Annotated in this window: 19 protein-coding genes; 12 read left to right on the forward strand and 7 right to left on the reverse strand. The window is 72.9% G+C overall.

Going from position 1 to position 19,812, the window contains the following annotated elements; translation table 11 throughout:
* Positions 1-8 precede the first annotated feature (8 nt).
* Together sufU and IE330_RS12490 are read left to right on the forward strand one after the other, a co-directional pair.
* Positions 9-479, forward strand: a complete 471-nt coding sequence (gene sufU / locus IE330_RS12485) for a Fe-S cluster assembly sulfur transfer protein SufU (RefSeq protein WP_190136012.1) — start codon at positions 9-11, stop codon at positions 477-479.
* A complete protein-coding gene (locus tag IE330_RS12490) occupies positions 476-814 on the forward strand; it encodes a metal-sulfur cluster assembly factor (RefSeq protein WP_030687191.1) in 339 nt (112 codons plus the stop codon). Before sufU ends, IE330_RS12490 begins: the two co-directional genes overlap by 4 nt.
* 45 nt (positions 815-859) lie before the next feature.
* Here the strand turns inward: IE330_RS12490 and IE330_RS12495 are convergent, their stop codons facing one another.
* Complete coding sequence (locus IE330_RS12495) at positions 860-1,018, reverse strand: hypothetical protein (RefSeq protein ID WP_190136013.1); 159 nt, start codon at positions 1,016-1,018, stop codon at positions 860-862.
* 158 nt (positions 1,019-1,176) lie between these two features.
* Positions 1,177-3,480 carry a sel1 repeat family protein gene (locus IE330_RS12500; protein ID WP_190136014.1) on the reverse strand — a complete coding sequence of 768 codons (2,304 nt, stop codon included), beginning with the start codon at positions 3,478-3,480 and terminating at the stop codon, positions 1,177-1,179.
* A 100-nt stretch (positions 3,481-3,580) separates the two neighbouring features.
* Between IE330_RS12500 and IE330_RS12505 the strand changes: the two genes are divergently transcribed.
* The 9 genes from IE330_RS12505 to IE330_RS12545 all read left to right on the forward strand — a co-directional run bounded on the left by IE330_RS12505 (position 3,581) and on the right by IE330_RS12545 (position 10,714).
* Positions 3,581-3,901, forward strand: coding sequence for a DMT family transporter (locus IE330_RS12505; protein ID WP_190136015.1), 321 nt, complete (start codon positions 3,581-3,583; stop codon positions 3,899-3,901).
* Positions 3,901-4,491 (forward strand): TetR/AcrR family transcriptional regulator, encoded by a 591-nt coding sequence (locus tag IE330_RS12510; RefSeq protein WP_190136016.1) that lies wholly within the window; start codon positions 3,901-3,903, stop codon positions 4,489-4,491. Before IE330_RS12505 ends, IE330_RS12510 begins: the two co-directional genes overlap by 1 nt.
* 306 nt (positions 4,492-4,797) lie before the next feature.
* Complete coding sequence (gene dapD, locus IE330_RS12515) at positions 4,798-5,787, forward strand: 2,3,4,5-tetrahydropyridine-2,6-dicarboxylate N-succinyltransferase (RefSeq protein WP_190136017.1); 990 nt, start codon at positions 4,798-4,800, stop codon at positions 5,785-5,787.
* Between the two features lie 150 nt (positions 5,788-5,937).
* Positions 5,938-6,495 carry a SigE family RNA polymerase sigma factor gene (locus IE330_RS12520; RefSeq protein WP_190136018.1) on the forward strand — a complete coding sequence of 186 codons (558 nt, stop codon included), beginning with the start codon at positions 5,938-5,940 and terminating at the stop codon, positions 6,493-6,495.
* On the forward strand, positions 6,492-7,709 hold the full coding sequence (locus IE330_RS12525; RefSeq protein ID WP_190136019.1) for a WD40 repeat domain-containing protein: 1,218 nt from the start codon (positions 6,492-6,494) through the stop codon (positions 7,707-7,709). The genes IE330_RS12520 and IE330_RS12525 overlap by 4 nt, the downstream gene beginning before the upstream one ends.
* 246 nt (positions 7,710-7,955) lie before the next feature.
* On the forward strand, positions 7,956-8,102 hold the full coding sequence (locus IE330_RS12530; protein WP_190136020.1) for a hypothetical protein: 147 nt from the start codon (positions 7,956-7,958) through the stop codon (positions 8,100-8,102).
* On the forward strand, positions 8,099-8,761 hold the full coding sequence (locus IE330_RS12535) for a hypothetical protein (protein ID WP_190136021.1): 663 nt from the start codon (positions 8,099-8,101) through the stop codon (positions 8,759-8,761). The genes IE330_RS12530 and IE330_RS12535 overlap by 4 nt, the downstream gene beginning before the upstream one ends.
* 192 nt (positions 8,762-8,953) lie before the next feature.
* Complete coding sequence (locus tag IE330_RS12540; RefSeq protein WP_190136022.1) at positions 8,954-9,742, forward strand: SGNH/GDSL hydrolase family protein; 789 nt, start codon at positions 8,954-8,956, stop codon at positions 9,740-9,742.
* 339 nt (positions 9,743-10,081) lie between these two features.
* Entirely contained in the window at positions 10,082-10,714 is a 633-nt protein-coding gene (locus IE330_RS12545; protein WP_190136023.1) for an antibiotic biosynthesis monooxygenase, read from the forward strand.
* 22 nt (positions 10,715-10,736) lie between these two features.
* Here the strand turns inward: IE330_RS12545 and IE330_RS12550 are convergent, their stop codons facing one another.
* Positions 10,737-12,575 carry a DUF8508 domain-containing protein gene (locus IE330_RS12550; protein ID WP_190136024.1) on the reverse strand — a complete coding sequence of 613 codons (1,839 nt, stop codon included), beginning with the start codon at positions 12,573-12,575 and terminating at the stop codon, positions 10,737-10,739.
* Positions 12,576-12,957: 382 nt separating this feature from the next.
* Here IE330_RS12550 and IE330_RS12555 point away from each other — a divergent pair, with 382 nt between their 5' ends.
* Entirely contained in the window at positions 12,958-14,463 is a 1,506-nt protein-coding gene (locus IE330_RS12555; protein ID WP_190136025.1) for a hypothetical protein, read from the forward strand.
* 2,206 nt (positions 14,464-16,669) lie between these two features.
* On the opposite strand, the gene IE330_RS12560 is transcribed toward IE330_RS12555, so the two are convergent.
* From IE330_RS12560 to IE330_RS12575, 4 genes are all read right to left on the reverse strand, one after another.
* Entirely contained in the window at positions 16,670-17,122 is a 453-nt protein-coding gene (locus tag IE330_RS12560) for a hypothetical protein (protein ID WP_190136026.1), read from the reverse strand.
* Positions 17,123-17,147: 25 nt separating this feature from the next.
* Complete coding sequence (locus IE330_RS12565; RefSeq protein WP_190136054.1) at positions 17,148-18,293, reverse strand: chymotrypsin family serine protease; 1,146 nt, start codon at positions 18,291-18,293, stop codon at positions 17,148-17,150.
* A gap of 70 nt (positions 18,294-18,363) precedes the next feature.
* Entirely contained in the window at positions 18,364-18,600 is a 237-nt protein-coding gene (locus IE330_RS12570; protein WP_229925588.1) for a hypothetical protein, read from the reverse strand.
* A 238-nt stretch (positions 18,601-18,838) separates the two neighbouring features.
* Entirely contained in the window at positions 18,839-19,606 is a 768-nt protein-coding gene (locus IE330_RS12575) for an SDR family NAD(P)-dependent oxidoreductase (protein ID WP_190136027.1), read from the reverse strand.
* Between the last annotated feature and the right edge of the window lie 206 nt (positions 19,607-19,812).

Raw genomic sequence — 19,812 nt, forward strand, 5'->3', positions numbered from 1 at the left:
TGCTCGCAGTGAAGCTGGATTCGATGTACCAGGAAGTGATCCTGGACCACTACAAGCATCCGCACGGCCGCGGTCTGCGCCCGGGCGACGCGGAGGTGCACCACGTCAACCCGACGTGCGGTGACGAGATCACACTGCGCGTGAAGTACGACGGCTCCCGCATCGAGGACGTCAGCTACGAGGGCCAGGGCTGCTCCATCAGCCAGGCCAGCGCGTCCGTCCTGAACGACCTCCTGGTCGGCAAGGACCTGGCCGAGGCGCAGAAGATCCAGGAGGTGTTCCTGGAGCTGATGCAGTCCAAGGGCAAGCTGGAGCCGGACGACGCGATGGAGGAGGTCCTGGAGGACGCGGTCGCGTTCGCCGGGGTCTCCAAGTACCCCGCCCGCGTCAAGTGCGCCCTGCTGAGCTGGATGGCGTGGAAGGACGCGACGGCGCAGGCCCTGGGGGCCGGCACCGACGCCGAAAGGAAGACGGCATGAGCGAGAACGAGACTCTCACGACGAAGCCCGCATCGGAGGAGGAGGTCCGCGAGGCGCTCTACGACGTCGTCGACCCCGAGCTGGGCATCGACGTGGTCAACCTCGGCCTGATCTACGGCATCCACGTCGACGACGCCAACATCGCCACCATCGACATGACGCTCACCTCGGCGGCCTGCCCGCTGACCGACGTCATCGAGGACCAGGCGAAGTCCGCGACGGACGGCATCGTCAACGAACTCAGGATCAACTGGGTCTGGATGCCGCCGTGGGGCCCCGACAAGATCACCGACGACGGCCGCGAGCAGCTCCGGGCGCTGGGGTTCAACGTCTGACAGGTCTACATGAAGGGCCCGGCGCGCAGCGCCGGGCCCTTCGCATTACCGGCGGCGCCTCACCGCGTCGGTGAAGACCTGGAAGGCGGCCACGCGTTGACCGCCCCGCAAACCTCGCAGGGTCGCGAGGTGCCCGATGAGCAGTATGAGGCTGAGGGCCAGCGGGATGCCTGCGAGGAGGAGTAGTTCGTGGGTGAAGGGCATGGAGAGGGCCTTCCGTCGTAGGGCAGTTGCCGCGATCGCGTGGCACCACGTAACCGAACCCTGTGCCGACGCGGCCACCAGGCTTGCGGTGCTGATGCACGATTCTCCAGGTCACGGCACGTGAGCGGGCTTTCCCGGCGGGACGGCGGGACGGAGGCTCAGCGGCGAAATCCTCGCTCCGGGTCGCGTGCGGTCTCTTTGTAGAAGGGTTTGAACCAGTCCTCCGCCTCAAGGTTCGCGATACCCATGAACTGGTTGAGGTGGTGGTCGGAGTCCTCGATGCCCTGGGACCAGGGCTCGTACAGGAACAGCACATCGGTGTCTTCCAGAAGGACATCCAGACAAAGGTCCCAGTCCCAGTCGTCGTGGTGCGCCGGGAGTCCCTCTATCAATGAGGTGACCAGCTCGGAGTCGTCGATCACCATGCTTGATGCGTGATCTACGGCTATGTGCAGGGCCATCTCCTCGCCTGTACAGGTGGGCCTTGGCCACTTCCCGGCCCTGATGTCATCGGCCAAGTCATCGAAACAGCGCGTCATTCGTCGACGCCAATGACTGTTCTGTCGCCACGTCAGGACCGGGAGGTCGCTGAAGGTGAAGGCGTAGTTGTCACCGAGATCGACTGGTCGGTCGCCGATCTCTTCGAGTGTGTCGTATGAATAGTCAGCCAGGATGTCGCAAGCCGCTCCCAGTACCTTCAGCGTGCGAGCAGTCGGACCGTAGTCCCGGTCTTCGTCCCAGTCCGCTTCTTCGTCCGCCTCGTTTTCGGGCGCGGGCGGTGGAGCCAACTCGTCCGGGACGGCTCTGCGGTCCACGCCCGGATAGTTGTAGTACGACTCGGAAACCTCGTCTCCTGCTTCCGCTGCCTGCCTGTACCACTCGCTCGCGGTCTGGCGGTCCTGCGCCCGGAAATGGAGATTGCCCATGAGGCGGAGGGACAGGACGTCTCCGGCATCGATGGCGCGCTGAAGCCACCGGATCGCTTCCTGTGCGTCGCTCCGCTCGTAGAGGAGTCCCAGCGCGCGGAAGGTGTCCACATCTCCCGTCTCAGCGAGGGGCAGCAAGGCGCGTCTGCCGATGTCCATCCGGTCGTTGGCGTGAGCGGCCAGAGCGATGCCGAAGCGCTGATGCTTGCGGGAGCCCTGTGCGAGGGCGACTTCCCAAATCTCGTCAGGGATGAGTTCCGGTGATGGGCCTCGATCTCTCAGGTGGGCGTCCAAGAGGTAGTCGAACGGCCTGAGGCCCTCCTCCTCGGGGATCAGCAGCCTTGTCACGGCATCCCGGGGGCTTGTCGCCCAGGACAGTGCGGTGTCAAAGGGCTCCGGGGAGATCAGCTGCTTGTTGCGCCCCGGCAGATACTGCTCGTGCAGTTCCTTGAGCAGTTCCACGGGCAATGGATCGGTGAGTCCCGCCAGCGCCAAGTCGATCGCGGCCCAGACCAGCGCGGCTCCCCTGGGGTTGCCATTCACCACTGACGCGCTGCGCAGCTCCCGCCATAGCTGGGGGCCTGTGGCAAGTGTCTCCGCGATGCCGAAGTCGTCTGCCTGGTCGAGAGCCAGCCGTAGCCGTTCGTCGCGGCGGGCCCGAAGCTGCTCGCGAGCGCGTTCGAGTTCCTTTGAGGACCACAGCCGCCCGACCTCGAACTCTTCGGCAAGGCGCACCAGTTCGTGGGAAGGGAGGTCATTGCGGATGCGGGAACGCATCGTGCCGAGCACTACGGTTCGCGCCGCGCGCAGGGCGCGTATGTCGTTGAGTGCCAGCCCTTCCGGCCCCAGGTACTGCTCCATGTCGTTGAGCCACAGGACGCAGGGTGTTCCCGTCTTCGCTGCACGAACCGCTTCGCTGACCGCGTTCGGAAGGTCGGTGACATGGTGAGGCACGATCAGGCTGTGATCCGGCAACGTTGCCGTCATCGCCTCATAGGCACACCGCGTCTTACCGGCCGTGGAGGGGCCGGTGAGGAGGATGACGCCACCGTCGTCGCCCATCCGGGACAAGGCATCGCGCACCGCGGAGTCGATATCGCGGGGAATGTACACAGGGAGGGCGTTACCGTCCGCTGTGGTGCGTGCTCGGTGCACCTTGAGTTCGAGAGGGTCGGCGTCCCGCACGAGAAACATCGCCACTCCTGGGTGCTCAGAGGCGACGGGTTCTCTTTGCGCTTTCGTGTAGAGCCGCTCCCAGGAGCGTCGGTCGAACTTTCCCCTGGGCAGCGAAGCCGCCTTCTCCAAGGCGCTGAGAAAGGATTCCAGCACGGACCAGGAGGAGGGGACGCGTTGTCCCGTCTTCCATGCGCTGATCGCCGACGTGCTGATGCTCGGGCGATCGCCTCCCTGGCTGGCATGGGCGATCTTCTGCAACGTAGGCCTTGTGCTGCCCTCGCGAGCCGCCTCGGCCATGGCTGACTGGATGGCTCGCGCGAAGTCCGCTCTGACATCCGATTCATGTGCGGAGTGCTCCATGCCGCGATGATGCCTGACAGTACTGACAGTAGAGGCCGTCGCGCCTTGCCACCGGTCGCTGTGTGTACACCCGTACGCATCGTTGTGTACGCTAGTACGCATGGGATACGGACTGCTGGCCGCGGCCATCGCGGCGGAGGTGGCCGGGACGACGGCCATGAAGTACAGCGAGGGGTTCAGCAAGCTGTGGCCCTCGCTGGTCACCGTCGTGGGGTACGTGCTGGCCTTCACGCTCCTCGCGCAGACGCTCAAGACGCTCTCGGTGGGCACCGCCTACGCCATCTGGGCCGGGGTCGGGACCGCCGCCGTCGCCGCCATCGGGATGGTGTTCCTGGGGGAGTCGACGAGCCTGGTGAAGGTGGCGGGGATCCTGCTGGTCATCGTCGGCGTCGTCGTGCTCAACCTGGGCGGTGCCCACTAGTGGCCCGGCGCTACGACCCCGAGCGGCGGCAGCGGATCATCGACGCGGCGCTGCGGGTCGCGGGCGAGAAGGGCATAGCGGGCCTCAGCCACCGGTCCGTGGCGGCCGAGGCCGATGTGCCGCTGGGCTCGACGACGTACCACTTCAAGACGCTCGACGACCTGCTCGTGGCCGCCCTGCGGCAGGCCAACGAGGGGTTCGCGCAGCTCGTACGGGAGCGCGGGGTGCTGGACGACCCGGACGCCGACCTGGCCGCCGAGCTCGCGGCGCTGCTCGGCGAGTGGGCCGCCCGGGGGCGCGAGGGGGTCGAGCTGGAGTACGAGCTGTATCTGGCCGCGCTGCGCCGCCCCGCGCTGCGGCCGGTCGCCGCCGAGTGGTGCGAGGGCGTCGGCGCGGTGCTGCGGGAGCGGACGGACCCCGCCACCGCGCGGGGCCTGGTCGCGCTGATGGACGGCATCTGCCTGCAGGCGCTGCTCACGGGGGGCGAGTACGACGAGGCGTACACGCGGGAGATGCTCGGCAGGGTGCTGGGCGCCGGCTCCGGCGCTGGCTCCGGCTCCGGTTCTGGCTCCGGTTCCGGGGGGCGTTGACGGGTCCGGGGCGGGGGTGTCCGCCCTTCGCCGGGCGCGCGGCTTCCGCTTCTGCCCGAGCGCGCGGCCCCGAGCATGTGGACCTGTGCGCGCGGCCTCTGCTGCGAGGCACTGCTCCGGGCGGGCCGGGGAGCGGCAGGGTGGGTGCCGGTAGGCCGGGGACCCGTGGGGTTGGGGACCGGCAGGGTTCGGGGCTGTGGGGTGGGGGCCCAGTAGGCCCGGGGGCAGGGCGGGCGGCGGTGGGTGAGGGCTGTGGGGCGGGTGCCGGTTGGCTTCCGTGTCGTCGGCCCGGTTAGGTTTTCACCCATGACCGATACGACTGCTTCCCGCACCACCGGCGCCGTTGCCGCCGGGCTCGCCACCATCGCCGCCGACGGCACCGTGCTCGACACCTGGTTCCCCGCTCCCGAGCTCGCCGACGGGCCCGGCCCCGCGGGCACCGAGCGGCTGGGCGCCGAGCGTGCCGTGGAGCTGCTCGGCGAGGGTGCCGCGAAGGCGATCGGGCCGGACGCCCGCCGGGGCGTGGAGGTCGTCGCCGTCCGCACGGTCGTCGGCTCGCTGGACGAGAAGCCGGTGGACGCCCACGACGTCTACCTGCGCCTGCACCTGCTCAGCCACCGCCTGATCAAGCCGCACGGCGCCAACCTGGACGGCATGTTCGGCTTCCTCGCCAACGTCGCGTGGACCTCGCTCGGCCCGGTCGCCGTGGACGACCTGGAGAAGGTGCGCCTGAACGCCCGCGCCGAGGGCCTGCACCTCCAGGTGACCTCCGTGGACAAGTTCCCGCGCATGACGGACTACGTCGCGCCCAAGGGCGTCCGCATCGGCGACGCCGACCGGGTGCGGCTCGGCGCGCACCTCGCCGAGGGCACCACGGTGATGCACGAGGGCTTCGTGAACTTCAACGCCGGCACGCTCGGCACCTCCATGGTCGAGGGCCGCATCTCCGCCGGCGTCGTCGTCGGCGACGGCTCGGACATCGGCGGCGGCGCCTCCACCATGGGCACCCTCTCCGGCGGCGGCAACGTCCGCATCGTCATCGGCGAGCGCTGCCTGATCGGCGCCGAGGCCGGCGTCGGCATCGCGCTCGGCGACGAGTGCGTCGTCGAGGCGGGCCTGTACGTCACGGCCGGTACGCGCGTGACGATGCCCGACGGGCAGATCGTCAAGGCCCGGGAGCTGTCCGGCGCCTCGAACATCCTCTTCCGCCGCAACTCGGTCACCGGCACCGTCGAGGCCCGCCCGAACAACGCGGTCTGGGGCGGCCTGAACGACATCCTGCACAGCCACAACTAGCACCACCCGCCTCGTGGGGCGCCTCTCCCGGACCGCCGGGACAGGCGCCCCACGCGTGTCTCCGCCCGCCACCAGGCATAGCGGCACGGGTCCGCGCACGTCATCCGGGACAGAGGGGGCGACAAGGCCGCCGGAGAAGAGAAGGTGACGATGGATGCCGAGAGCCAGGAACGCTTCCGGGAGTTCGTGGAGAGCAGGTCCTCCGCCCTGCTGAGGACCGCCGTGCTGCTGTGCGGCGGCGACCGGCACGCCGCCGAGGACCAGCTCCAGAACGCGCTGGTCAAGGTGGCGGACAGATGGCGCGGGATCGACGACCCGGAGGCGTACGCCCGGCAGGTCCTGTACCGGCAGCAGATCAGCAGATGGCGGCTGAAGTGGCCGCGCCGCGAGGTCGCCGTGGCCGAGCCGCCCGAGCGGGCGAGCGACGGCGAGCAGGGCGCCGCCGAGCTGCGCGTCCTGATGCGCGGCGCGCTCGCCCGGCTCACCCCGCGCCAGCGCACGGTGCTCGTCCTGCGGTACTTCGAGGACCTGCCGGAGGCGGACGTCGCCCGCGTCCTCGGCTGCTCCGTCGGCACGGTCCGCAGCACCACGCACCGCTCCCTCGCCCGGCTGCGCCGGCTCGCGCCCGAACTCGCGGCCCTCGCCCCGGCCGCCGCCCGGCCGGCGGCACCGTCCCGTGACATCTCGCCCGTGGAGGTACGACCGTGAACGTTGACCAACTGGTGCGCCGGACGCTCCAGGAACAGGCCGCCGAGCACGTCCGGGCACCCGGCGACCTCGCGGACCGGGTGCTGCGGACCCGACGGCACCGCCGTACCGCCCGCGGCCTCGCCGGCGGCGCCGTCGCCGTGGCCGCCGTGGTCGCCACCGCGGTGACCGTGACGGTCTCCGACCCCAGGGGCGTCCAGGCGACGCCCGCCAGCGAGACCCGCACCGCCGACGTCGAGGCGCACCCCGACCAGTCGCCGCCGCGCGAGCTGATCGCGGCCGGGAACGCCGCGGTGTCCGGGTTCTACACCGGCCGCACCGTCAAGGAGGACGACGGCGACGAGCTGTTCCTGCGCCGGTACCACCTCCTCGACCAGAAGACCGGCGGATACGCGCCCGCCGACGAGAAGTGGGCCTGGGTGGACGTCGCCCCCGGCCTGCGCACCGCCGCCGTCCTGGAGGGTGAGCTGCCCGCGTCCCGCATCGGCCTGCTCGACCTCATGACGGGCCGGGTGACGCGCTGGATCACCGTGGAGCGCCCGGTGGCGGCCGTCACGTGGTCCCCCGACGGGCGCAGGCTCGTCGCGACCGCGTACAGCAGGAACCCGGACCGGCTGATCGACCGGCCGGACGACCACCCGGCGAACGGGCCGCGGCAGCACAGCAGCCGCACCGGCTTCTACGTGATCGACGCCGCCACGGGGGACGTCGGCCCCTTCCGCGCCCTGCCGCGGTCCGAGCCCGACACCTGGGGCGCCCCCCTCGGCGTCAGCCGCACGGACCTGGTGTGGGGGCGCGACGGGACCGTGCTGTACGCCGAGAAGAGCGACGGGACCCGCGACTGGTACACCCCGGACGGCGAGAAGACCCGGACACCGGCGGGGGAGCGGTACGCGGGCGCGTCCCGGGCCGGGCTCTCGCCGGACGGCGCGTACGCCGCGGCCGACGGCGACGTGAACGGCTCGCCCGTCGTGGACGCGCGCACCGGCAAGAAGGTCGCCACGGTCCCCGGCATGCAGCCGCTCGCCTGGGCGGACGGCAAACGGCTCATCGCCCTCGGCTGCGACCCCAAGAAGTGCGGCGGCCGGAACGAGTTCCGCACCCAGCTCCTCCTCGTCACGGTCGGCAGCGGCAAGGCCGTGCCGCTGAGCGGCTTCCGCAAGGGCGCCGAGGGGGGCGCCGGGCGCTGGGTCCCGATGGTCACGGGCCGCTGAGCCCGCCCCGGCCGGTGCCCGCTCCGCGGGGCACCGGCCCCGGCACGCCACCAGGCGCGGCGGCGGACAGGGAAAGAAACGCGGACACCGGTGTCAACTCCGCCCGGAATGCGTCACCATGGCGGGAGCCGGGCGCACCGCGCGCCGGGCCCTGTCGCACGTACCGTCCGTCGTTTCTGTCCGTTCTGTCCGTCGTTCCGTCCCTCGGCCGGCTGGTCCGCCGACGGGCCGTTCACAGGAGGCAGCATGAGGCTGGGCAAGGCACTCGCCACCGGAATCGCCGAGGAGGAGCCGCGCGACACCGCCGCGGCCGACGACCTCACCATCGAACGCGTCCTGGAGACCGAGGAGTCGGAGCCCCGCGCTCCGCTCGAGGTGCCCGTCGGCCGATGAGTCTCCGGCTTCCCTCGGAACGCCCGGAGGAGCCGCCGACCGGATACAAGATCGCCCACCCGATGCTGTCCCAGGACGGCACCCGGGCCGGCTTCACCGGCGTCTCCCTGGGCGGCAGCCTGCCCTACGGCGTGCTCGACGCGGCCCGCTGCGCCTACGGCAGACGGCACCGCGCGCCGCACCGCCGCTGCGACTGCGGCTTCCACTGCGTGCACGCGCGCGCCGAGGCCGAAGGGCTGCTGTGCACCGCCGAGCACCGCACGGCCGCGCTCCTGGAGGTGACGGTGCTCGGCGCGTACATCCGCTTCGAGCGCGGTTTCCGCTACGCCCGGCAGCGGGTCCGCTCGGTGACCGTGCAGCCTTGCGGCTGCGGCGCCGCGGCCACGGGCCTCGCCGACGCGGGCTGGGGCAGGCCCGGCTGGCGCGCCCTCGAAGGGGTGTGCGGCGCGTGCGGGCGCGGCACCGGGCGCCGGGCCTTGGCGCTCGGCCGGTTCGCGGCGGTGGCCGGGGAGGGGTTGCGGCTCACCGCGGCCGCCGCGGTGGCGGCCGGGACACCCACCGGCCTCGGACTGCCGGAGCTCGCCGCCGAGGCGGCGCTGCTCCAGGCCCGGCTCGACTGGTTCCAGAGCGAGTTGGGGCGGCTGCGGGACCGGGGCTAGCGCCCCGCGGCGGGCCCGGCGCGGGCGGGTCCGGACCCGGGCCTGATGGGGCCCGCCCGGGCCCGCCGCGGTGCCGTTCGGTGGCGCGCGGAGGGGGCAGGGGCGCGTGACGGGGCGCGGTGTGGCCGGAGTGCGCCTCGGGGCGCCGACGCCTCGTTGACGGAGGGCTTGCCTCCGCAGGACCCTCGGGCCATGACCTCGCATCCGTACGCGCGGTACGTCGCGGTCGGAGACAGCCGGACCGAAGGGCTCGGCGACGGTGACGAGCACCGCGGCTACCGCGGCTGGGCCGACCGGCTCGCGGAGATCCTCGCCGCAGGACACCCGGACTTCACCTACGCCAACCTCGCGGTGCGCGGCCGCGTCGCGGAGCAGGTCAAGGACGAGCAACTGGGCCCCGCCCTGGACCTCAAGCCCGACCTGGCGACCGTCGTGGCCGGGGTCGAGGACCTGATGGGGCCGGGCTACGACGCGGCGCGCACGGCACGTGCCATGGAGGAGATGTTCGCCGAACTCACCGGCGCGGGGGCGCGCGTAGCCACCGTCACGATCCCGGACATCGGCCGCATCGCCCCGCTGGCGCGGCGTGCGCAGCCCCGCGTCATCGACCTGAACGCCCGCATCCGCGCGGCGGCCGACCGGCACGGCGTCGTCGTCCTCGACCTGTTCCCGCGGCGGATCGCCGCCGACCCGCGGCTGTGGAGCCGCGACCGGATGCACGCCAGCCCGGTCGGGCACGCCCGGGTCGCCGCCGGTGTGGCCGACGCGCTCGGCGTCCCCGGGTACGCCGACTGGGCCCGGCCGCTGCCGCCGCTCGCCCCGGTCTCCGCGCTGGGCGGCGCGGCGCAGGAGGTGTGGTGGCTGGCGGGGGCGGCGGGGCCCTGGGTGCGGCGCCGGACCCCGTGGTGGCCGGCGCGGCACGACGGGCACACGGCGAAGCGGCCGGGCCTGGTCGCGGTGACGCTGCCGGAAGGGGCGTGAGGGCTCGACGGAAGGGGCGGGTTCAACGGGCCCGGCGGAAGGGGCGGGTGCAACGAGCTCGACGGGACGGGCTCAGCGCCGTGACGGGCCCGGCGGCCTTGACGGGCTCAGCGGCCGTGACGGTGACGGGCGCTACGGCCTTGACGGGCTCAGGGGCCGTGACGGGCTCGACGGCCGTGACGGGCGTGACGGACCGGACGTGAAGGACTGAGCGGCCGTCACGGGCGTGGCGGACTCGACGGGCTTGACTTCAACCTTGGTTCACCTTGGAGCGTGGGACGCGTACGGCGCCGCCGCGCGGCGAGCCGCGTACCGTCCCGCGATCCTTGGAGCACTGCCATGCCGAAGCCGACCCAGCGCCTCACCACGCCCCCCGCCCCGCTCGCCGGTGACGCGGGCCTCACCTTCTTCAGCACCTGGCGCGTGGGCACGCCCGAGCGGCAGCAGGCCGCGGTCGACGCCATCGCCCGTGCCTGGGAGAGCCGGCCCTGGCCGCACGAGGGGCTGCTGTCGTACAGCGTGTACGAGGGCGTCGACGGCTCCACCCTGATGCACCACTCGCAGTGGCGCGACGAGCAGGCGTACCAGGACTTCTTCGCGCGGGGGCGCGACGAGCGGAACGCCGAGATCGACGCGGCGGTGCCCGGCGTGGAACGCCTCGGTCTGATGAGGACCGGCCACTACCGGAGCGTGGCTCCCGGGGCCTCGGGGGCCGGAGTGCCCCGGGTCTACACGACGGTGGAGCTCGCCGCCCCCGGGGCCGGGGGCGGCGAGGCCGCGGCGGACGAGGTGCTGTCGGCCTGGGCGGGGGCGTCCGGGCTCGTCGCGGCCCATGCCTACCTGGGTACGGACGGGGGCCGGGTGTTCGTGTACGGGGAATGGGAGGACGGGGACGGGGACGGGGAGGCGGTGCCTGCTGTGGAGGGTGCCGAGCGGCGGTACCGGTTCGCCTTCGGCGTGGGTCCGCGCTGAGCACCGCTCCCCGCCGGGCCGGTTACGGGCGGAAGCGTACGACCTGGGGGTCGTGGTCGCTGTTCTGGTCGGCGAACTCGGCGTTCACGTGGACGCTGTCGTAGGAGAAGCGGCCGACGCCGGGGCTGAGCAGGATTTGGTCGAGCACCTGGGAGTTGCCCTGGAAGACGTACGAGTAGCGCTCGGCGCGCGGCAGGGACGTGATGCCCGCGCGCAGGGCGCCGCCCGCCTCCAGGGCCTTGGTGGCCGGTGAGAACTCGAAGTCGTTGATGTCACCGGCGACGACCACGGCCGCGTTCTTCTCGGCGGCGCGGATCTTCCGTACGAAGGAGTTGACCGCCTCGGCCTGCTTGACCCGCTGCACCTCGGAGGGGCGCGACGGCGGCTGGTGGTGGGAGGTCAGGGACTCGTCGCCGCCCTTGGACGCGAAGTGGTTGGCGACGACGAAGACGGTCCGGCCGCGGAAGGTGAACTCGCCCGCGAGCGGCTTGCGGCTGTTGGTCCACGCGGCGTTCGCCGGGTCGAGCCGGCCCGGGGAGTGGGTGAGCGCGGCGCGCCCGCCCTGCCGCACGACCTCCGTCGGCGTCGTGGCGCCGCCGGCCCCGCGGTCGGTGAACGACACCCGCTCGGGGTTGAAGAGGAACACCTGGCGGATGTTGCCGCCGGGCTCGCCGCCGTCCTTGTTGTTCTCCGGGTCGACGGAGCGCCACGCGTAGCGCGGGCCGCCCGCCGCCACGATCGCGTCCGTGAACTTCCGCAGGGTCTGGTCGGCGGCGACCGTGCCGTCGTTCTTCGCGCCGCTGTTGTCCTGGATCTCCTCCAGGGCCACGATGTCCGGCGACGCCAGGTTGGTGACGACGGCCCCGGCGAGGGCGTCGAACTTGGCCTGCGGGTCGCCCGGGTCCAGGTTCTCCACGTTGTACGTCGCCACGGCGAGCTCCCGCGCGCGCTGCGGGCGGGTCCGCTCCCGCTCCAGGCCCTTGCGCACGACCTCGCCGAGGGAGCGCGCGGTGAGGGTGTAGCCGCCGTACTGGTTGAAGTCCAGCGGGCCCTCGGTGGAGCCGGTCAGCACGTCCCCGACGTCCGCCGTGGGGAACGGCCGCTCGGAGAGGGGCGTGAGCTGCTGGATCTGGAGCCGCCCGGTGTTCTGCGACTCGTACGAGCCGTAGCGCGCGCCCCCGCGCCGGGTGGTGTTCTCGTGCGGCTTCACGGTCACCCACAGCTCGGCGTGCGGGTCGGTGGCGCCGACGACGCGCGAGGTGCCGACGCGGACGTTCATGCCCTCCAGGGACTCGTACAGGTCCAGGGCGTACGAGCGGGGCTTCAGCGGCAGCCCGTTGACGCTGCCGCCCTGCGCCGGGTCGCCGGCCGGCGCGTACCGGGACGGCACCGTCTTCGCGTTGATCGTGACGGGGGCGGGCAGCGGGTTGCCGGACGACTCGACGGTCACCGTCGGCTTGGTGAGCTGCGTCAGGGACTGGTTGCCGGAGTTGGCGCCGCCGGGGACGTACTCGGTGACGGTGCCGGAGACGCGCACCGCGTCGCCCGCGCGCACCGTCGGGGCCGCCCCGGTGTAGACGAAGACGCCCTCGCTGGTGGCCCGGTCCCCGTCGGCCTTCGGGTCCTGGATCCAGAAGCCCTTCGAGCCGTACGTCCGCACGCCCGTGACGATGCCCGGTACGTCGGCGACCTCGCGGCCCGCCAGCGGTGACAGGCGCGTGGTGCCCTGGATGTCGTGCACGCGCACCTGGCCGTCGGCGGCGGTCGCCGGGCCGGACGCGGCGAGCAGGCCGGCGGCGAGGGCGGTGGCGACGAGGGCGCTCACGGCGGTGGACCGGGACGTGCGGGATATGTGGGGCATCGAGGGCTCCGGGTACTCGGGAATCCGGGGATTCGAGGGTTCGAGGGTTGGGGGGCTCGGGACGTTCGGGACGTTCGAGGGGTTCGGGGGGCGGGGGGTTCAAGGGGTTCGGCAAGGGGGTGGCAGGGCGTCACGGCCCCTGCGAGGGGTGCGCTCTACGCGCGTCAATCTCTGGCCTGAGCAGGGCAGTTGTCAAGGTTGTGCCGGTGTTCTCCGGCTGTACGTTTTCTGACAGGGACATGAACCCCGGCAAAGAGGGGCAAGCCCGGAGCGCCCCGGGCCGGGGTGACGGAGGCCGAGCGGGGGGCGGCGGGCGCCCGAACCCGTCTAGGCTTCACGCAGCAGACCCGTACACCGTCAGGCCCGTCAGGAGAACCAGCCGATGTCCCAAAGCCCCGCCACCCTGCCGCCGGTGCTGCTGCACTCAGACGCGGAGCTCGCGCGGGACGCGCTCGCCACGCCCCTGCTCAGCCGCGCGGTGCGGCTCGCCCGCTGGGCCGGGCCGGGGACGCGGGTGGGCGCGGGCGGCGAACTCGTCGACGAGCAGCTCCCCGCGGCGGCGGCCGAGCTCGGGCTCGTCGACGGCGAGGACGGCCTGGAGCCCGGGGACGCGGCGGCGTACGCGAGCGAGGCCTGGCGGGTCGCCGTCGACACGGGCCTCGTCGAGGTGGCGGACCCCGACGACGCGGCGGACGGCGCGGAGGAAGGTGGGGAGGAGGGCACCGTCACCACCGGTGAGGAGCTCGCGCTCATCACCTCCGGCGCCCCGCAGGACGTCCTCGGCATCTGGCTCGGCGCCCTGGACGCCGTCTTCGCCGACGCGACGGTGCCCGACCTGGACGACCTCGTCGACGCCCTCCAGGAGGGCGGCGAGATCGACTTCGCCGAGCTCGGCTGGGACCCGCAGGCCGAGGCGGAGTTCCTGGAGGGCGTCCTCGGCAACCTGTACCTGCTGACCGTCGGCGAGGGCGCGCCCGACGACGGCGCGGTGCCGCTGCCCGCGCTCGCCGCGTCCATGATCGTGCCGGACGACATGGGCGAGCCCACCGACGACATCCTGGAGCAGGTCTCCGACGCGATGATGCGGCTCGACGACCAGTTCCGGATGCTGGAGCCCATCGGGCTCGTCGCGTACCAGCCCGTCGACGAGGCGCTGATGGCGGACATCGACGAGACCGCCGATGCCGCTGCCGGCGCGGAGTCCGAGTCGCCGGTCGACGACGAGGACGTCACGCGGTACGGCATGGTCAGGCTGACGCCGCTCGGGCTGTACGGGGTACGGGCGCGGATGCTGGAGGCCGGGGTGGACGCGCCCGCCGTCGGCGACCTCGCGGACAAGGGCGCCGATACGCTGCTCGACGCCACCGGGGCGTTCCCGCGGGCCGCCGCGCAGGCCGAGATCGAGGGGTGGCTGGCGCGGCGCGAACCGCTGGAGGCCGCGCGGGAGTTGCTGTCCGCCGCCCGTGGCGGGGACGAGGGCGCGCCGCTGCGGCGGCTGCGCTGTCAGCAGGCTCTTTCGCTGGTCGGCGTCAGCGCGGAGCCCGCGCTGCGGGAGGTCCTCGACGACGCCGAGCTGGGCGGCCTCGCCCGGGTCTGGCTGGCCGAGCACGGGGCCACGGACGTGCCCGCGCCCTCCGAGGGCATGGTCTTCTGGCTGACCATCGACACGCTCGCCGCGCAGCTCGCCGCCGAGGGCAACTCCGAGGAGCTGCGGGCGCTGGTCGAGGGGCTCGCCGCCCAGCACAGCGGGTTCTTCGCCGCGGCGTGGCGGGTCGGGCACCCCGCGACGGCGGAGGTCCTGGAGGCGATGGGGCGGCTGCACTCCGACAAGAGGGTGGCGAAGGAGGCCCGTAAGGCGGCCTTCAAGGCGCGCTCGCAGCAGCCCTGAGGCCCCCCGAGGCGGGCCGAACCACTCGGGCCCTGGCCGACCCGCCCGCTCAGGCCGGCCCCCCGCCGGCCTGGCCCGAACCACTCAGGCTGGTCCCTCGCTGGCCTGGCCCGAACCACTCAGGCTGGTCCCTCGCTGGCCTGGGCTGTACCGCTCAGGGCGGGCCGCCGTCGGTGTGGGCTGTGCCGCTCAGGGCGGTCCGCCGTCGGTGTGGGCTGTGCCGCTCAGGGCGCTCCCCGCTGGCCTGGCCTGTATCGCTCAGGGCGGGCCCCTGCTGGCCTGGCCTGTGCTGCTCAGGCCGGTTCACCGTCGGTCTGGCCCGTACCCCTCAGGCCGGGCCGCCGCTGGCCCGGCCTCGGCCTTACCGCTCACCTGGTCTCCTGGCCCGTGCCGGGACCCTCGGCCTCACCGCGTGCCCGGGGCATCCGCCCCCGGCCCCGCCGTCCGCCTGGGGCATCCGCCTGTGGCGGGCGTTCGCCGGTTCCGGGTGTCTCGGGCTCCGGGGCCATTCGCGGGGGCAGGGCTACCGCCGGGGGCCCGTGGTCGGGGTGGGCCTGTCACTGGGGTGGGTTCGTCACCGGGGTGTTCCCACCCACCCACCTACCCCCTACCTGCTGGGATGGGGCAACCGCTGGGGCGGGCCCACCGCCCCGGGGCGTCCTAACGCTGGGGCGGGGCTACCGCCCGGGTGGCCCCACCTGCCCCGCTGCCATCACCAGGACAGGCCCGCCTCTGGCTTGGGCCCGTCTCGGGGGTGGGTTCGTCACCGGGGCGTTCCCACCCACCCGCCCCTGCTCGTCGGAGCCACCTGCCCGTTCCGGCATCTGCCCGCCCTGCCGGGCCTTGGGCTCTGGGCCCCACCATCGGGGCGGGTGTATTGCCGGGGTGGGGCCTACTGCCGGGGTGGGTGTACCTCGGGCGGTCCCACGACCGGGGCTGGTGTACCTCGGGGTGGGTGTGCGCCTGGGCGGTCCCACGACTGGGGTGGTCCTATCCACCGCCCTCACCTCTGGGGCGGGTCCACTGTTGGGGTCGGGCGTACTGCAGCGGGCCTACCACCGGGGCGGATCCCATGCCTGCCCGCGCCACTGCGGCGGGCCTGTCGTCGGGGTGGGTCTACCGCGAGGGTGGGTGTACCCCTGGGCGGTCCCACGACCGGGGTGGTCCCACACGCCGCCCCCGCGCCGGTGGAGGGCCTACTGCCGGGGCGGGTGTAACTCCGGGCGGGCCTATCGCTGGGGTGGGTGTGTCCCCGGGCGGTCCACGACTGGGGTTGTTTCACCCGTTGCCCCCACCGCCCGGGCGGCTCTACCGCCAGGTGGGTGTACCTCGGGGCGGTCCATGACTGGGGTGGTCCACCCACCCGCCTGGCCCCGCCGCTTGGGCGGGGCTACCCAGAGGTCGACGTACCCCGTGGCGGTCCTAACACCGGGGCGTTCCATCTGCCTGCCTGTACTACTGGGGCGGGCCTATCGTCGGGGTGGGCCTACCGCTGAGGTAGGTGTGTCCCCGGGCGGTCCACGACTTGGGTGGTCCCACCCGCTGCCCCCGCCGCCCGGGCAGGTCTACCTCCGGGGTGGACGTACCCAGGGCGGTTCACGACCGGGGTGGTCCCCCGCCTGAACTCACCGCCGGAGCCGGGCTACCGCCGGGGTGGTCCCACCCGCCTGCCCCACTGGCGAGTGCAGGCGCACACTCACCCCCGGCGTGCAGCAGTGGCGCAGCCGACGAACCCAACCACGCGTCCGTCGCCGGGCCGGGGCAGCCCCAGGTCAACCACCGTGGGTGGAGGGGAGGTCCCGCCGCGACAGCGGCGATGACAGTCGACGAACCATGTGAGGGCCACCGGGCCGGGGCTGCGCGGGGAAACTGCCTTGTAAGGGTGGGGGCTTCCGCCGCGGTAGCGGTGGCGCCTGATCGCCCACGTGTGAGCCGCTAGGTCGGGGCCGGGCCGGGTCCCCGGGCCGTACGGGTGGGCGGGTGGGAGGTCCCGCCGCGGTAGCGGGGGCGCGCCCGCCCACTCGCCTGCGAGCCGCCAGGCCGCGCCCGGACCGGGTCACCGCGCCGCACGGGCGGGTGGGCGGGTAAGGGACCGGCCTCCCCGAGCAGGGCCCCCGCGCCGCACGGGTGGGCGGGTGGGAGACCAGGCCCCCGGGGCGGCCCCGCCCCGCTCACCAGAGCCCCGCACCCCCAGCCGGCCCGAGGCCTAGCACTCGTACCGCGTAGTGTGCCGGAACGAGGACGTGGCGCCCTCGAACCCGTACGTCCCGCGGTACGCGGGCGGGTTCTGGTACTGCCCGACGATCGTGATCGTCGAGGCGCACGACCCCTGCCCCGCCCGCTTCGCGTCGAGGCGGAGGGTGTCACCGATGTGGCCGCCGGTGATGTCCCAGGGCGCGCCGCAGATGCCGGAGGTGATGCGCCCGCCGATGACGACGTGCGGGTAGGTGTTGGGGTTGTACGACACCTCCATGGCGAAGGTGACCTGGCCGTTGTGGAGCGTGAGCTTGCACTCCGTGGCGACGGCCTGGGACGAGACGTCCTGCTGGGCGGGCGCGGCGAACGCCTCGTCGCGCGTCTTGACCTCGGCGCCCTGGGGGTTGAAGAAGTGGTGCTCCGCGCGCGAGCCGGACTTCTGCTTGCGTGTGTGCGTGGTCATGGGGTGGGCCCTCCCTTCCCGGCCGTCAGGCCAACTGCTCCGCTACCTCGACGCGCAGCAGCGCGCGGACGTTCTCGATGTGGTTGATGACGGTCACCGTCGACGACCCGGCGAAGAGCAGCCCGAGCGCGACGTTGTCGAAGGAGGTCACCAGGGACCCGGAGTCGCCGCCCGCGGAGATGTTCGTGGTGAGGATCTGGTCCTTGAACCGGGCGGTGCCGGCCGTGCCGTAGTTGACGTCGATGGTCGCGTCGACGGAGATGATCCGGCCGAAGCTGATGTTGGTGGTGCGGCCGGACTTCTTCACCCGGTCGCCCACGGCCACGTTGGTCTTGCGCCGCCAGGCGCGCGGCGCCCCGCTGAAGTACTGCTCGCGCGTGGCGTCCTGGAACTCCACGGCGCCGAGGGCCGCGTCGACCACGTTGTTGTGCCGGTCGAGCGGGATCTGCGGGGCGAACTGGATGGTGACGAAGCGCTCCAGCGTCGCGATACGGTCGGCGGGATCCTGGCCGCCGTCGAAGACGCCGGGCTGCACGATGGGGCTGCCGAGCTGTGCCCGGTTGGAGTCGGCGAGCACGTGGTTGTTGGACAGGATGAAGAACTTCGCGGGTACGCCGAGGCCCGCCGCGGGCGGGTCGACGGAGGCGCCGGGCAGGAAGTCGTACACGACGCTGCCGAGGGTGCCCGCGGTCACGCGGACGTTGCCGACGGAGAAGCCCGAGGGGCACGGCCGCATCCGCCGCTTGAGCAACTGCGGCTCGAACGCGCCGAGGCCGCCGGGCTCCTCCAGGCGCCCGGTGCCGATACCGATGCCGGCGAGCTGGTCGCCGGCCACGCCGTCGGTGTCGTAGGCGAGCTGCCCGCGCTCGTCGGCCCGTACGGCGGTGCGCTGCCGGCGCTGGGCGGCGACGTGGCCGACGGCGACGATGTCCGTGGGCGTGCCGTCGTCCATCTGCCGGGGGATCACGTCCCGTTCGGGCAGCAGCGACTCGGGCACCTTCTGGGTCACGAAGACCAGGACGGCCGGCTCGCCGGTGGGCTGCCCGTCGGTCCACTTCACGCCGTGCCCGAAGCCGACGACGTTCGCGAGCGGCTCCTCGCGGCGCAGGAAGTCGCCGAGCGCCTGCTGTCGGGAGCTGTCACTGAGCGTGCCGCCGGTGGGTCCTCGCATCCATTCGGACTGGCTCACGCCAGACCACCTCTTCCCCTGGTGTAGCGGGTCCGGGGCCCGGAGCGCGCCGTCAGGGGCCGCCCTGCGCGCCGACGTCACCGACCGCCAGCACGCGTACGGGGATGCCTTCCAGCGTGTCCGGGACCACGTCTTCGTCCCGGAGCCGGTCGCGGGGCACACGGCGGGCGACGAAGACGACGATCACGTCCGCGCCCGAGTGCTCGTCCCTGCCGACGCCGACCCCGGTCACATTGGCCAGCCTCATCAGCCGGTCCTCGTGCAGGTGGCGTGCCTGGCGTGCGTCCACTCCGGCTCACCTCCCGCGTGGGTGGTGCAGGTAGGGAGGTGTCTATTGCCGGGCCCGGCGACGGTCAAGGCGGTCTGCGGTAAATCATGGCTTTGGCGCCGGTCCGCGCCTGTTGACCTTGTTTACGAAGCTCCTTCCGACCAGTTACGTGCCCGTCATCTTCGTACACCTGAACGTCGTACGCGCGCTCCCGTGCGGAGGGCTCACGTCCGCGCGCGTCCGCGCTCATCCGGAGGGCTCACGTCCGCAGGTACGAGGCCCCGTTGAGGTCCAGGACCGCGCCGGACGCCCACTCCGCCCGCGGCGAGGCCAGCCACAGGACGGCCTCCGCGATCTCCGCCGCCGTGCCCGCGCGCCCGAACGGGCTCTGCGCGCGGATCGCCGCGCCCTCCGCGCCGTTCAGCCGGTGCGCGACCCGCTCCGTCTCGAAGAAGCCCGGCGCGACCGACGCCACCGCGATGCCGTGCGGGGCGAGCGCCACCGCGAGGGACTGGCCGAGCGCGTGCACCGCCGCCTTCGTCGCGCCGTACGCCGGGTGGTCGGGCTCGCCCCGGAAGGCGCCGCGGGAGCCGATGTTGACGATCCGTCCGGGCGTGCCCTGGTCGATCATGCGGTGCGCGGCGAGGTGGCTGAGGTGCGCCGTGGCGAGCAGGTTGACGGCCGTGTGCCGCTGCCACAGCACGGCCCACTCCTCGTACGAGGTGGTCACGGGCGGGTGCGGCAGGTTCACGGCGGCGTTGTTGACCAGTACGTCGAGGCCGCCGAGCGCCTCCGCGGCCCGGTCCGCGACGTCCTTGGCCCCGGCGGGGTCCGACAGGTCGCCGCCGACCAGCGCGTGCCCCTCCCCGGCCAGCGCGCCGAGCGTCTCCCGCGCCTCCTCCGCTCGCGTGCCGAAGTGCACCGCCACCCGGTCGCCGTTGTCCGCGAAGGCCCGGGCCAGGGCCCGGCCGAGCCCTCGTGAGGCGCCAGTGACCAGAACGCGGCGGCCGGTGTCCGGCAGAGTCATGGGGTTCTCCTGACGCGGGAAACGAGGACGACCAACGGAAAGCACAGTTGCCGGCGGTTGTCAGCGGTTGTCAGCGGTTGTCAGCGGTTGTCAGTGGCTGTCAGCGGCTGTCGGTCGGAACCGCTGCGGAAACCGCTGCCGGAACCGCTGCCGGAACCACTGCCGGAACCGCCGTCGGAACCCCCCGTCGGAACGAGGTGCTCCGG

It is taken from the genome of Streptomyces longispororuber (genome assembly GCF_014656095.1).
GTDB classification, from domain to species: Bacteria; Actinomycetota; Actinomycetes; order Streptomycetales; family Streptomycetaceae; genus Streptomyces; species Streptomyces longispororuber.

Coding starts and splice junctions, on each gene's coding strand:
- IE330_RS12490 (WP_030687191.1), top strand. CDS start 476: ATGAGCGAGAACGAGACTCTCACGACGAAGCCCGCATCGGAGGAGGAG.
- IE330_RS12495 (WP_190136013.1), bottom strand. CDS start 1,018: ATGCCCTTCACCCACGAACTACTCCTCCTCGCAGGCATCCCGCTGGCC.
- IE330_RS12500 (WP_190136014.1), bottom strand. CDS start 3,480: ATGGAGCACTCCGCACATGAATCGGATGTCAGAGCGGACTTCGCGCGA.
- IE330_RS12505 (WP_190136015.1), top strand. CDS start 3,581: ATGGGATACGGACTGCTGGCCGCGGCCATCGCGGCGGAGGTGGCCGGG.
- dapD (WP_190136017.1), top strand. CDS start 4,798: ATGACCGATACGACTGCTTCCCGCACCACCGGCGCCGTTGCCGCCGGG.
- IE330_RS12520 (WP_190136018.1), top strand. CDS start 5,938: ATGGATGCCGAGAGCCAGGAACGCTTCCGGGAGTTCGTGGAGAGCAGG.
- IE330_RS12530 (WP_190136020.1), top strand. CDS start 7,956: ATGAGGCTGGGCAAGGCACTCGCCACCGGAATCGCCGAGGAGGAGCCG.
- IE330_RS12535 (WP_190136021.1), top strand. CDS start 8,099: ATGAGTCTCCGGCTTCCCTCGGAACGCCCGGAGGAGCCGCCGACCGGA.
- IE330_RS12540 (WP_190136022.1), top strand. CDS start 8,954: ATGACCTCGCATCCGTACGCGCGGTACGTCGCGGTCGGAGACAGCCGG.
- IE330_RS12545 (WP_190136023.1), top strand. CDS start 10,082: ATGCCGAAGCCGACCCAGCGCCTCACCACGCCCCCCGCCCCGCTCGCC.
- IE330_RS12550 (WP_190136024.1), bottom strand. CDS start 12,575: ATGCCCCACATATCCCGCACGTCCCGGTCCACCGCCGTGAGCGCCCTC.
- IE330_RS12555 (WP_190136025.1), top strand. CDS start 12,958: ATGTCCCAAAGCCCCGCCACCCTGCCGCCGGTGCTGCTGCACTCAGAC.
- IE330_RS12560 (WP_190136026.1), bottom strand. CDS start 17,122: ATGACCACGCACACACGCAAGCAGAAGTCCGGCTCGCGCGCGGAGCAC.
- IE330_RS12565 (WP_190136054.1), bottom strand. CDS start 18,293: ATGCGAGGACCCACCGGCGGCACGCTCAGTGACAGCTCCCGACAGCAG.
- IE330_RS12575 (WP_190136027.1), bottom strand. CDS start 19,606: ATGACTCTGCCGGACACCGGCCGCCGCGTTCTGGTCACTGGCGCCTCA.